This is a genomic window from Psychrobacter sp. CAL346-MNA-CIBAN-0220, from assembly GCF_040309805.1.
Taxonomy (GTDB): Bacteria; Pseudomonadota; Gammaproteobacteria; order Pseudomonadales; family Moraxellaceae; genus Psychrobacter.
This window is the reverse complement of sequence record NZ_JBEOPF010000003.1, coordinates 308314-321746: the sequence shown is the minus strand read 5'-3', so window position 1 is coordinate 321746 and position 13433 is coordinate 308314. Positions and strand designations below refer to the sequence as shown.

Sequence of the window (13433 nt, the reverse complement as noted above, 5' to 3'; positions counted from 1 at the left end):
TTTTACCATGGTCAACGTGTCCAATAGTACCGACGTTGACGTGTGGCTTTTTGCGTTCAAACTTGGCCTTTGCCATGGGGTATTCCTCTTTATTGGTGAATCATAATAAATAGCTGTTTGACGGCTTATGACAGAATTAAAACCATCAAACCGTTGACGCTATGGCGTATCTACTAAATATTGTCTCAGCACCTTTATATGGGCGCTATACTAATTTTTTCAATCTATTTGGCATGTAAAACCATTATATTATGCAGTAATTAACATACTGACAGCACTAAAAGGCAACACCTCAGTGTCACCCTTGAATCATTACTTGCCGAGTCTGCTTAATGTTTTTCAATATCGGCCAAAAGTTTATAACGGTGTTAAGTGAGATTGATATGGTTATAGCCCGCTTCTTCATACCCTGCCTAAATCAACTACGCAAACTTAAATAATAAATGGAGCTCATATTGAGAATTGAACTCAAGACCTCTCCCTTACCAAGGGAGTGCTCTACCGCTGAGCTATATGAGCGTATTTTAGACAACCAGTAGGTTATACTAAAAAATATCACGAAGCAGTACATGAGCTATATCAGCTGACTGTCATGATCAATTATTGGTTGCTATTTAAAGCTACTATTTGCGATTGATGCCACGTATATGGAGCGGGTGGCGGGAATCGAACCCGCGTCATTAGCTTGGAAGGCTAAGGTGTTACCATTATACCACACCCGCAGAACTCTATATTAGACTAGTAACAGCCTTGGTCTAGAGTATGCTTGGCGCTATGACAAACTTTAGAAAAATATGGTGGTGGGAGAAGGATTCGAACCTTCGAAGCTTTCGCGACAGATTTACAGTCTGTTGGGTTTGACCGCTCCCCAATCCCACCTTAGGTTGCTCTTAATAAAATTTACTTTTAATTAAAAATAAAGCAATTCTAAAAAAAGCTACTTTGAGAGAGATGGTGCCGACTGCCGGGTTCGAACTGGCGACCTACGCATTACAAGTGCGTTGCTCTACCAACTGAGCTAAGTCGGCTTGTTCTCTCAAAGTGGGGTGTATTCTATCAAATCTATCCTAGAACACAACCCCTATTTCTATATTTCTTTGATTATTTTATTAAAATATTTTAAGTGCTTGATTAAACTACTATTTTTATAAACGACAAACGCTGTTATTTTTAGCAGCGTACCTATATCACTCATAACATTAGAAGCTCTTAGCGGATACGCAGTCCATCACAAGCCATTTTTACCGCTTTGACTAGTGCTAAAGCTTTTTTGTTAGTCTCATCCCATTCCGCTTCTGGAACCGAATCAGCGACCACTCCGGCTCCGGCTTGGATATGAATCTTGCCGCGACGCATCACTGCCGTACGGATGGCAATAGCGGTATCCATATTGCCATGCCAGCCTAGATAACCGACTGAGCCGCCAAATACGGTACGGCGTACTGGCTCAACTTCATCAATAATTTGCATCGCGCGAATTTTGGGTGCACCTGATAGGGTACCTGCTGGGAATGTCGCACAAAATACATCAAGCGCATCTTTATCAGGTAATACTGTACCTTCGACGTTGGAGGCGATATGCATCACTTGCGAGTAGCGCTCAATGAACATCTTTTCGGTAACTTTGACACTACCATATTCACAGACGCGCCCAATATCATTACGCCCTAAATCAATCAACATTAAATGCTCAGCGATTTCCTTTTTATCGGCAAGGAGCTCTTGTTCCAGCGCCAAATCTTCAGCTTCATCTTGTCCACGCTTGCGCGTCCCTGCCAGCGGACGAACCGTCACTTTGCCATTTTCAATACGCGATAATATTTCAGGAGAGGCCCCAATAATATCAAAACGTTTGTGATCATCAAGGGTATAACCGTGGACTAAAAACAGATAAGGCGATGGATTTAAAAACCGTAAGGCACGATAGACAGCAAGTGAGTCACCCGTATAGTTCGCCGTCAAACGCTGCGCTGGGACCACCTGCATTACATCCCCAGCTAAAATATAATCTTTTATTTTATTGACGTCACTGCAGTACTTCTCTTTGCCTGTTTGCGACTTGAACTTTGGGGTGGGCATAATCGGTGCGCTTAGATCCGGCATTTCAGCCAACTTATCTTCGATTTTCTCCAGCTCACGAATGGCGGCCCCATAACCATCTTCAGTGTTACAATCCGCGTAAACAATTATCGATAAGGTATTTTCTAAATTATCAAAAACAATCACACTCATTGATAGCATCAACCACATATCGGGTAATGACATTGGGTTAGGCGCGTCAGACAGTCCAACACTGGGCTCAATAACGCGTACCATATCATAACCAAAGTAGCCGACTAGCCCGCCACTAAAACTCGGCAATTCCTTGATATCATCCGCCGTTGGCATTTTATAGCCTGCCATCAGCTGGCGGATATAATCAAAAGGATCATCAACCGCATTGATGTCAGTAAGGTCGTCTTTTTTGATGGTCATCATGCCATCTGCATACTGTAAAATTAAATCGCTACCTAAGCCAATCATTGAATATCGTGCCCAGCGTTCGCCGCCTACCACTGATTCAAACAGATACGCTGAGCCGCTTAAGTCTCGTACTTTAGAAAATACCGACACTGGCGTTTGGGCGTCCATTAGGCGTTTTTTGATCAGGGGCGCATGGCTAAAACCTCGGGCTTTAAAATCTTGATATTCTTCAAAGGTCATCATAGTAAGCAGTCTCTTAGCACAGTGTTGGCAAAAGATGAGAGTGGTAAATACAATAAGAAAGGACAAAAAACATAGGCTATAAACAGCAGACAGTAGTAGCCATAAAATAGTCCATAGTTAGCCTGCCAGTATAACAAAACTGGCTGGCGTTATGATTATTTAGGATTACTGAACCGTTCGTATAGCCGTTTTATGCAAGCTCATAAGCGACAGTAAGGTAGCATATCTGCCGAGCAGTACCAGCAATAATTATGACAAGTAATCGCTCGAATCAATAGCTACTTTGGTATTTGACTTAGCAAAGCACCGAGTTAAACCCCCGAGTCGTATGCGGATGACACCAGCAATGCTTAAGCGCCGCCCATGTTAAATAACCATAGTGCCAAACCGATAATAACGATAGCAACAAATACCCAGATAAACCAGCCGCCGCTCGGTTTTTTCTCTACATGACCAGCATTGGCAGAATTATCGATGGCTTGGTCCATTGCATTGTTACCCTCAGTACCGATATCATGCGCTTGACCTAAATTGGCGGTCCCTGATAATTGCCCCGTTGCCGCTTGTTTAGCACGTAGTACATCGGGATCCGCTTCTTCTTGTAGCTCAGTTTTTGTGGTTTTATCATGTTCTGGAGTCACTATTGGCTCTTGATGTTCAGCCGTACCTTTCATGAGAGGTTCGTCAATTACAGGCTCTTTATTTAGCGTCTCTTTTGAGGCATCAGTAGACATCACCGGCTCCTGCTTGGTTGCCGTACTTGGCATTGATGTTGACGTTGTTGCATCCTCTACCACAAGGTCTGCTATAGGCGCATCTGGTGCGCTGACAGTAGAAGATAAAACCTCTTCTACAATAGTTTCTTTAATAACCGGTTCTTCTGTTTTATTTTCTATGTCACTGTCCACGGTAGTATCAACGACTGCATTTTCTGCTACAGGTTGATCTATAACACTACTGTCTATAGTGGTATTGTCCATAGCGGTACTATCTAAAACCTTTTCTTCTGCCGCGATGGACTCTACTGGTGAAGCTGCAACAGGTTCAACAGCGACGCTTACTTCTGGCTCATCGATTGGATTTGCTACTTTGTCGCTGACGCTATCTTCCGAACTTTGTAACGCTTTAGCTGGGGTTTCGGTGGGTGCTAATGGGTCTTCAATAACGTCAGCATCTATGATCGTAGAATCAATAACGTCAATATCAGTAGCTTTAGAATCAGCCATGTCACTATTTATAACTTCTTCATCAACCTTTTCTATTGATGGTATATCGACACTGGTAGGCTCTGTATCAGCAATATTATTATCTGCCACACTAGGTTGCTCGACACCTATATCACTAGCATTTTTCATAGCGGTGTCAACATCCGCAATATCAGCTGATTGTAGTGCTATTACCTGAAAAGAGAAGCTGGCAAAACCAACGGTATCATCAGCTTTTAGCTGCTTAGACTTATTACCATCAATGCGTTCATCATTGATAAACGTACCATTAGATGAATCCAAATCTTTAATGTACAACATGCCATTTAAGACGCTCAATAGCGCATGGTTGCGTGATACTTGTTTGCTACCGAGCACCACGTCATTATCGCTGCCACGACCGACAGATAGACTGTCAGTGACGGCTAATGTTAAATCACCTAATGCTTCTGTCAAGGCATTCAGTTGCCAAGTGGCGGTTTCTGAACCGGCAGCTTTGATGTCTGTGGTTCCCGTTTCTGCGTTTATAGCGTTATGCTCATCCGAGTTATTCGCCATGCTAACACTCCTTATTATTAATAAATTCATTACGCTATTATTATCATCAAATCATAAGATAGTCTTGCAATTATTTATTAACTTGATATTTAAATTGTTATCCAAGCGATTTAGGTTTTTTATCTTAGCAGCTTTATACCGTTTTATTAGGTTATTGCCACTTTTTTATAAGCCGTATTCCTATAATCAATGCGCTCAGCGTTCAAATGAACAGCATCATAATAAGTGAACCATTATTATTTTATCTTAGGCATAAAATGAGGTTTGATTACGCCGTTCAGTTTACTATAAGGAATACTTAGCACTGGCATGCCATAAGCATAGGGGCCAATATCATAATGCTGATAGCGAATATCAATGCCTTTATCGGTTAAAGTCACATTATCGCTGAGGGTAAATGGCCAGTTTTTCTCATAGTTACTGACATTCTCATCAACGGTTTTTACCCATGTTTTATAAGCCTCATAAGCCAGCGCTTTGAAGCGAGAGTTTTTGTCTGCTTGTAACATATCTACCAGTTTTACTTGCTTTTTAGTGCTGGGATCAAATATTAAATACTCGCTGTAAGGCATGCCATGAGCCCCGCCCGTAAAGACATAAGAGTTGATTTGGAACAGCTCAAACGTCTCGACATGACCTAGGTAGTCAGGCGTAGCTGTCAACGTGTATGCCCATGAGCTGCCTTCAGGTGTGCCCGCAAATTGTGATTTGGCAAAATTATCGATAGCTATTTTGACATCTTTTGCACTACTGCTCTTTTTATTAACGGCCGACTCACTAGGCTGACTATTAACAACCAAGCTATCAATACGTTTATTAGTGATGTCGTTTATCCACTTGAGATTGGTATTGAGATACTTAACCTCAATTTCTGGACATCGCTGCTTTTCACCGCAAGTATCTTGTACACTTTTTGGTAGCTCATAATCTAAATATTCAGCACTGCTGATCAGCGTACTAGCATTTGTAGATAAGCTGGCAACACTAAATAGGATACCACTACCAAGCATGGCCAATAGGCGCAGACTAGAGTGTTGAATTGTAGGCTGACCCGTCATAGGAAATTGAGTAGATATTGACATAGTCCCTCGCTAATAAATAATATGTATTGATATTCTATATCAATGGCTGCGGTATAGTGTTGGAACACTGTTTACTATTTTAAAATAGGTCTTCTTGTAGAAAGACAGTCCTAAAGCATTATTTATGAACCATATAAGTCATAGACAATAAAAAAGACACGGCCAGCGTGTCTTTTATAAAAATCTTACATATGGCAGTTGATTCAATATAAAGATGGTACAAAGAAATCGATTACAAGCTATACCAAAATTATCAACAGCGTTATATCTAGCTCCATCTATACTGTACCGCAAATATAGTGGAATAATGATAGTCTAATGCTCACGGGTATTACTAAAAGTAACTTCCGGATAACGCTCTTGCATCAACTGTAGGTTAACGCGTGACGGAGCAAGATAAGTCAAATAACCACCGCCATCGAGCGATAATTGGTCATGGGCTTTACGTTTAAACTTGGCTAAAGCCACCTCATCATCACAATGAATCCAGCGTACCGTCGCAATAGATACTGGCTCAAAGGTACACTGTACTTTGTACTCTTCTTTCAGGCGATGCGCCACCACTTCAAACTGTAGCACTCCCACTGCGCCTAGGACTAAATCATTATTAATCTGTGGCATAAATACCTGCGTAGCGCCTTCTTCACTCAGCTGCTGCAAACCTTTTTGTAAAGCTTTCGATTTAAGTGGATCTCTGAGTACCACTCGGCGAAACAGCTCAGGAGCAAAGTGTGGAATACCGGTAAAATTCAATTCCTCGCCTTCGGTAAAGCTATCACCAATCGAGATAGTACCGTGGTTGTGTAGACCAATGATATCACCTGGATAGGCTTCCTCTAACGCCTCACGGTCGCCGGCCAAAAAGGTCAACGCATCCGCAATACGCACCTCTTTACCCAGACGCACATGCTTCATTTTCATACCTTTCTCATACTTACCGGAGCAGACCCGCAAGAAGGCAATACGATCGCGGTGACGCGGATCCATATTGGCTTGAATCTTAAACACAAAGCCCGTAAAGTCAGTCTCAGTCGCTGAAACCTCCCGCTCATTTGCAGGATGGGCTTGTGGCGCAGGCGCGTATTTCACTAACGTATCCAGCACCATATCGACCCCGAAGTTACCCAGCGCGGTACCAAATAATACGGGCGTCATCTCGCCTGCCAAAAATGCGTCAACACTAAAGTCCTCTAGCGCCATTTGTACCAGCTCCAGCGATTCCTCAAAAGCGGCAAACATTAGCGCCCCCAAACGCTCGCGTATATCAGGGTAATCATAGCCATCGCGAGTCTCAATGGTAGTAATCTTGCCACCATTACCTTTTTGGTAGAAGTAGGTCTTATTTTCGGTTAGATGATAAATACCAATAAAATCTTGACCCATACCAATAGGCCAAGTCAAAGGGATACATTTAATCTTTAGTACCGCTTCAATCTCGCTGAGTAGATCAAGCGGCTCGCGAATCTGGCGATCAAGCTTGTTTATAAACGAGATAATCGGCGTATCACGCATCCGGCACACTTCCATCAGCTTGATGGTACGCTCCTCGACACCTTTGGCGCCATCAACCATCATCAGCGCGCTATCCACTGCGGTTAATGTCCGATAAGTATCTTCACTAAAGTCGGCGTGACCCGGGGTATCCAGCAAGTTGACGATGTGCTCTTGATAAGGAAATTGCATGACGGAGGTGGTAATAGAGATACCGCGCTCTTGCTCCATGCTCATCCAATCTGAGGTAGCGTGACGGTCAGTTTTACGGCCTTTGACCTCACCTACGACTTGAATGGCTTGACCCCACAGCAGTAGCTTTTCGGTCATCGTCGTTTTACCGGCATCAGGATGCGAGATAATAGCAAAGGTACGGCGTTTGGCAACCTCACGGGCAAGCTTAGTTGCTGAGAGCTTGGGTGTTGAAAGTTTAGTATCTGCGCTCATAATGAATAACTTATCGTTAAATTTTGGAAGAAAATAGCAGGATTTGATAAAAGGTTTAATAGTGAATATGATTGATTTTAGTGCCCATATTGTAGCGGATTTACCATAAAAATGCTATTTTTGCTAGCCTTTATACAGATGGTAACCAGTCCCGTAAAATGATAAATACAAAATAAAAAAAGGCGATAAAGTAGCAGGTTCGCTGATTTTATCGCCTTAGTTATCACGCTACACAATACTTATGTTAATAATATTCTTTAATTTGTGCTTCTAAAAAATCACCTGCCACGTCATTGACTAAAGTGCAGTCGACGACACCGCGACTACTGTCTATATTGACATCTGCCGTACCCTTGGCAATATAATCTGCCTCATAAATACTATCGCCATACTCTACGCCATTATACATATAGGCTGGCTTATTTTTAAATTCAAAAAACGTCACTTGTGCCACTTGCTGCTGATTGCCTGACCCTACCCCAAACCGAGAAGTACGAGAATTTCTATTATCGCTAAAACGTTTTTCGGCAGCCTCGACCCATTTATCAAGCGATTCATATCCAGTTTCATTCTTTGCATTGAATGCAAAAAATTCGCGCTCGCTAGTGGTTATTGGAATATAGCAAACCGACCCTGTTGGAAAAGTGGCATTTACGGAAATGTTAGAGTAATTATTCAAATCAGTACGGATACCAGTACTGTTACTTATCGTATTACCAGCGTTATAGCTATTGGCTTTAGTACCCGATAAACTAAGGGTTTTATAATCTGTCTCAAAGTTAAGCTTTTTATTGCTATTCTTTTCGTAAATAGGCCGCTTGACCGTACGTTCATTTACTTCGATATCTTTGTTCTCAAGCCTACCTTCAAAATTATCTGCCAATACTGTTTTATCTAGAGCGTTAAGACCTTGGTTGTTATAATTATTAACAAGATTTTTAATAATAATCTTACGCTCGCCTGTACGATACATCCAGTCAATGCGGGCAACAGCGGTTCCATTTGCTTGATTATCATAACTATTATCAAAGCTAGTAATGTTAAACTCATTACTGCCACCTGAGCCATAACTACCGTCTTCTTCGCCGCAGCCAGCAAGGGTAAGTGCTACGAAGGTAATAGCAACAGCGGCAGTATGTAATTTTATCATTATAAGATATCCTTATTACCAAAGGGTTGTTATGTCACTCTTATTGAGCTGAGATTATGACGAGATGAAAGTAGATGTTTATATAGGATACCTCAATTCTGTTGTTACTCATATATAAGGCTGGTATATACCATGTTTTCTAAATTAGGTTTTTACAAAATTTAAACTACTAGCGTTTACTTACAAATCCATAGCATACCTTTACCACGGCTATATAGAGCTGAGCTTATGTTTTGTTATGCTAGATGAGTTATTTAAAGCTTACTTCTTAAAATGCTCAAGAAATTATTCATAATTAATATATATAAAGGGACGTTCTATGAAAACACTATACTCTACTAAAGCAACAGTTACGGGCGGTCGTACCGGTAATGCCAGTCTCGAAGACAGCAATCTGACTATTAATATGGTTGCACCAGGCTCTGGTAAAGATGGCAATAATCCAGAGCAGTTATTTGCAATGGGCTATGCGGCCTGCTTTGATGGAGCGCTAGCGGCAGTCAAACAAACGGAAAAAGCAAAATTTGACTCCACAACTGAAGTATCCGTAGAGTTACTTAAAGGTGAAGGCCTAGATTTTCAATTAGCGGTTAAAATTCACGTTAGCGCTGAAAATACAGAGCTATCAGCAGATGAGTTCCAAAATTTAGTCGAAAAAGCCAATAAAGTCTGCCCGTATTCTAAAGCCACGCACGGTAATATCGATAGTGAAGTCACTTCAGAAGTAAAATAAAACGGTAGCAAGCAGCCTAGACAGTATTATTTATCAAAAGAATCCAGCATTGTCTGGGTTTTTTTATGAGCATATCTTTTTTTATATGAATATTGTAGTCCATACACATCGCAATGGTCCAGCAGTTCGGCACGTGCTGATTTTATCGTTATAATAAGGACAACTTTTTATCTTATACTTAATTTGTCTTATAATTAATAAGTGACCTTTATGACCGAGAATGACCACAATTCACACCTAGCCCTTAATCCTAATACCTTACCAAGTTTTGAGACCATGCCTAATGTGGCAACTATGGATACCAGCCACGTGGATAAGGACAAGCCGCCATTTATCCTAGTCGATGGTTCTTATTATCTGTTTCGCACTTATCATGCCCTACCGCCAATGATGACGACTAAAGGTCAGCATACCAATGCTATTCGCGGCACACTAAATGCGCTACTCAAAGTTATGCGCCGCTATCATCCAACCCATATGGCGGTTTGCTTTGATACCCGCGCCCCGACTTTTCGCCATCATTTATCAACGGATTATAAAGCTGCCCGCCCGCCGATGGATATTGAGCTGGCGCAACAAATCCCTTACCTCCATAGCTTGGTAAAAGCATTAGGGATTCCGCTATTGCGTATTGAAGGCGCAGAAGCCGATGATATTATTGGCACGCTTGCCCATCGGGCTGTCGCAGAAGGTCATCATGTGGTCATCTCTACCGGTGATAAAGACATGGCGCAGCTGGTCAATGACTGTGTCATTTTAGAAGACAGCTTTACGGGAAAAATTACCGATAGCCAAGGAGTAGTCGATAAGTTTGGCATCAAACCGGATCAAATGATTGATTTTTTAACCCTGATGGGTGACTCGTCTGACGGTATTAAAGGCGTGCCTGGCATCGGTAAAAAGACCGCTATGGACTTGCTGAATGAATACGGTAATATCGACAATATGCTACAAAACCTCGCCACTATTAAAGGTCGTGGGGCCAAAGGCTTAATCGAACATGCCGATGACATTCCGTTAAATGCGCAGCTGGCTACTATCGTTACCGACTTAGACATTGGTCATGACTGGGACGATCTAAAGATAAATACTGACCCTTGTGCCTATATTAACGAGCTGCGCGACTTATACGGTGAGCTTGAATTTAAAAATGAGCTGGCCTCGCTTGATCATCCAAATCACCCTGCCAACGGTTCACAAAGCGTAAAAGACAGTCAAGCAAACGCAGAGTCACAAGCGCAAATCGCAAAATCATTGCAATCAACCAGAATTGATAATATCAAAGACAGTCAAAATCATAATAAAGCTTGGCATACTGTTTTAGATATGCTTGCCTTTGACAGCTTAATGGCGCAATTAGAAGCCGCCCCACACTTTGTTATTGATACCGAAACTACCAGCGTTCATTGGCGTCAGGCTGAATTGGTGGGTTTGTCTTTTGCGGTGCAAGCACACCAAGCTTATTACATTCCGCTAACCCACAGCCTAGAAGGTGATGAATTAATCACTAGGCAGCTTGACTGCGATACGGTACTTGCCCGCCTGAAACCCATATTAGAAAATCCAAATATTGGTAAAATTGGCCAACATCTCAAATACGACGCCCATATTTTAAGTCATTATGATATTGATTTAATTGGCGCGATTCATGCGCCAATTAATAATGTCCAGCAGCCAAAAAACAACTGGGCGATGGATACCATGCTTGCCAGCTATGTGATTAATGCGGCTATTACTCGTCATGGGATGGATGATTTAGCACGGCATTATTTGCAAACCCAAACCATTACTTTTGAAGATGTTGCCGGTAAAGGTGCTAAGCAAGTCAGCTTTGATCAAGTTGCCATTGATATCGCTAGTGATTATGCTTGTGAAGATGCCGATATCACTTATCAGCTGTTCGATACGTTCAGCAAGTTACTTGCCAACGATGAGAATAATCGAAAGCTACTGCATGAACTCGAAATACCAACCGCGCAAATCCTCTGTCAGATGGAAGCGGAAGGTATTTTAATCAAGCGACCCTTCTTAAACGAGCTATCAAAGCGTTTTGATGAAGAGATTATTGCGTTAGAAAAGCGCGCTTATGAAGTCGCTGGTGAAGAATTTAATGTTGGCTCTCCTAAACAGCTCGGCGAAATGCTATTTGATAAGCTGGGCGTCGTTGGCGGTAAAAAAACCAAGTCGAGACAGTATTCAACGGGCGAAGCGGTATTGTCCAAGATTGACCACCCATTAGCCGATATCGTTTTAGAATATCGCAGCTTATCCAAACTTAAAAGCACTTATACTGATGCGCTTGATAATGTCGCTGACCCTGAAACCGACCGTGTCCATACCAGTTATCATCAGGCATTGACCAGTACCGGCAGACTGTCATCCACTGACCCCAATTTGCAAAATATCCCGATTCGTACCGCAACCGGTCGTCTGATTCGCCAAGCTTTTATCGCGCCAGAAGGTCGAGTTATTTTAGCGGCGGATTACTCACAAATTGAGCTACGCCTGATGGCTCATTTCTCAGGTGATAAGAACCTAACCCGTGCCTTTAATGAAGGTCTTGATATTCATACTGCCACTGCCGCGGAAGTACTCGGTAAAAACGTTGATGAGGTCAGCGCCACTGAACGCCGTAATGCGAAAGCCATTAACTTTGGCTTGCTATACGGTATGAGCGCTTTTGGACTGGCCAAGCAATTACAAATGAGTCGCGGCGAAGCGCAAGACTATATCGATCTATATTTTAATCGCTACCCGAGCGTCAAAGAATATATGATAAACACCCGTGCCAGCGCGTATGATAAAGGTTATGTTGAGACCCTATTAGGCCGTAAGCTCTATACCCCTGATATCACTCATAGCAATCGAATGGTCAAACAAGGGGCTGAACGCGCTGCCATTAACGCTCCACTACAAGGATCCGCAGCGGATATTATTAAACTGGCGATGATTGCAGTGGATAAAATCTTACCAAAAGCACAGGCGAAAATGCTATTACAAGTCCATGATGAGCTAGTATTTGAAGTGGATGCTGAGCATGCTGATGAGATTAGCAAACTGATTACAGATGCCATGCAAGAGGTACTAACAGCGACAGCGGCTGATAAAGGCTGGCAAGTCGACTTTGCCGTACCGTTACTGGTCGAAACTGATATCGGTAGTAATTGGGACGAGGCACATTAAAAATAGCGGTATTAAACAGGCAGAATTAAAGCGCTATACTCAACTTTTACTTTACCCCTTATAAGGAAGTCATTATGAATGTATTAATCACCGGCGCATCACGTGGTATCGGTTTGGCAACTGCTAAACGACTGGCAGCAAAAGGTCATAGCGTTGGTTTATTTGACATTGATACCGACGAGCTTGGGCACGCGGTCAATGATAAAGTATTTAAAAAAGCGCTAAAAGACAAGCGTATCGTCCATGGTCACCTCGATGTGACTGATCCTGAGTCATGGGATACGGCCATCGAACACATGATTGATAACTTTGGCAGCATTGATACGCTTATTAATAATGCCGGTATTTTGGTTAGCGGTGTATTGCCAACTACTGATTTAGATAAGCAGCTATCTTTGATTGATATTAACTGTAAAGGCGTGCTCATTGGCTGCCATAAGCTAGCACCTTATCTAGCAGATACCAAAAACGGTAAGATTATCAACTTATCGTCTGCATCTGCTATCTATGGTCAGTCTGAAGTTGCCCCTTATTCTGCCAGTAAGTTTTTCGTACGTGGCTTAACTGAAGGGTTAAATATTGAATACGCGGAGCTGGGTATCAAGGTTATTGACGTGATGCCACTATGGGTTAAGTCTGATATGACCAAAGATATCAATGTCACCAGTATCAACCGCCTAGGTATCAATTTAACCGTCGATGATGTCGCCAAAAAACTATGTAAATTGAGCAGTAGTCCCAACCGCAAGATATCACGTACTCATTACCCTATCGGCATGCCAGCGAAAGTCCTACAAACTTTATCACAAGTATCGCCCGACCCCCTCATGCGCTTTATTAATAGCAGAATCGGCACCAAATAAGCTTTTGAGCAAAAA

At 42.3% G+C, this 13433-nt stretch carries 8 protein-coding genes, 4 tRNA genes and 1 pseudogene; 3 read left to right on the top strand and 10 right to left on the bottom strand.

Annotated elements, in window-relative coordinates:
- The 10 genes and pseudogenes from AAEY88_RS08970 to AAEY88_RS08925 all read right to left on the bottom strand — a co-directional run.
- Positions 1-76 (bottom strand): annotated as a pseudogene (locus AAEY88_RS08970) (elongation factor Tu); the annotation flags it as partial.
- 368 nt (positions 77-444) lie between these two features.
- Positions 445-519, bottom strand: a tRNA-Thr gene (locus tag AAEY88_RS08965).
- Positions 520-648: 129 nt separating this feature from the next.
- A tRNA-Gly gene (locus AAEY88_RS08960) sits at positions 649-722 on the bottom strand.
- Between the two features lie 73 nt (positions 723-795).
- A tRNA-Tyr gene (locus AAEY88_RS08955) sits at positions 796-879 on the bottom strand.
- 73 nt (positions 880-952) lie between these two features.
- Positions 953-1028: transfer RNA gene (locus tag AAEY88_RS08950), tRNA-Thr, on the bottom strand.
- 181 nt (positions 1029-1209) lie between these two features.
- Entirely contained in the window at positions 1210-2706 is a 1497-nt protein-coding gene (trpE, locus tag AAEY88_RS08945) for an anthranilate synthase component I (protein WP_350561555.1), read from the bottom strand.
- A gap of 350 nt (positions 2707-3056) precedes the next feature.
- Positions 3057-4469 (bottom strand): FHA domain-containing protein, encoded by a 1413-nt coding sequence (locus AAEY88_RS08940; RefSeq protein WP_350561553.1) that lies wholly within the window; start codon positions 4467-4469, stop codon positions 3057-3059.
- Between the two features lie 236 nt (positions 4470-4705).
- Entirely contained in the window at positions 4706-5551 is an 846-nt protein-coding gene (locus tag AAEY88_RS08935) for an RsiV family protein (protein ID WP_350561551.1), read from the bottom strand.
- A 315-nt stretch (positions 5552-5866) separates the two neighbouring features.
- A complete protein-coding gene (locus tag AAEY88_RS08930) occupies positions 5867-7489 on the bottom strand; it encodes a peptide chain release factor 3 (protein ID WP_350561549.1) in 1623 nt (540 codons plus the stop codon).
- A gap of 244 nt (positions 7490-7733) precedes the next feature.
- A complete protein-coding gene (locus AAEY88_RS08925; RefSeq protein ID WP_350561547.1) occupies positions 7734-8639 on the bottom strand; it encodes a hypothetical protein in 906 nt (301 codons plus the stop codon).
- Between the two features lie 319 nt (positions 8640-8958).
- Here AAEY88_RS08925 and AAEY88_RS08920 point away from each other — a divergent pair, with 319 nt between their 5' ends.
- The 3 genes from AAEY88_RS08920 (at position 8959) to AAEY88_RS08910 (ending at position 13418) form a co-directional block, all read left to right on the top strand.
- On the top strand, positions 8959-9372 hold the full coding sequence (locus AAEY88_RS08920) for an Ohr family peroxiredoxin (RefSeq protein ID WP_350561545.1): 414 nt from the start codon (positions 8959-8961) through the stop codon (positions 9370-9372).
- Positions 9373-9666: 294 nt separating this feature from the next.
- Entirely contained in the window at positions 9667-12555 is a 2889-nt protein-coding gene (gene polA / locus AAEY88_RS08915; protein ID WP_407074444.1) for a DNA polymerase I, read from the top strand.
- A gap of 74 nt (positions 12556-12629) precedes the next feature.
- Positions 12630-13418: an SDR family oxidoreductase gene (locus tag AAEY88_RS08910; RefSeq protein WP_350561543.1), complete on the top strand. Its 789-nt coding sequence runs from the start codon at positions 12630-12632 to the stop codon at positions 13416-13418.
- The last annotated feature ends 15 nt before the right edge of the window (positions 13419-13433 follow it).

What these genes read in the sequence shown, in the direction of transcription:
- AAEY88_RS08920 (WP_350561545.1), top strand. Translation starts at nt 8,959, where the DNA reads ATGAAAACACTATACTCTACTAAAGCAACAGTTACGGGCGGTCGTACC.
- AAEY88_RS08940 (WP_350561553.1), bottom strand. Translation starts at nt 4,469, where the DNA reads ATGGCGAATAACTCGGATGAGCATAACGCTATAAACGCAGAAACGGGA.
- AAEY88_RS08925 (WP_350561547.1), bottom strand. Translation starts at nt 8,639, where the DNA reads ATGATAAAATTACATACTGCCGCTGTTGCTATTACCTTCGTAGCACTT.
- AAEY88_RS08910 (WP_350561543.1), top strand. Translation starts at nt 12,630, where the DNA reads ATGAATGTATTAATCACCGGCGCATCACGTGGTATCGGTTTGGCAACT.
- polA (WP_407074444.1), top strand. Translation starts at nt 9,667, where the DNA reads ATGGATACCAGCCACGTGGATAAGGACAAGCCGCCATTTATCCTAGTC.
- AAEY88_RS08930 (WP_350561549.1), bottom strand. Translation starts at nt 7,489, where the DNA reads ATGAGCGCAGATACTAAACTTTCAACACCCAAGCTCTCAGCAACTAAG.
- trpE (WP_350561555.1), bottom strand. Translation starts at nt 2,706, where the DNA reads ATGATGACCTTTGAAGAATATCAAGATTTTAAAGCCCGAGGTTTTAGC.
- AAEY88_RS08935 (WP_350561551.1), bottom strand. Translation starts at nt 5,551, where the DNA reads ATGTCAATATCTACTCAATTTCCTATGACGGGTCAGCCTACAATTCAA.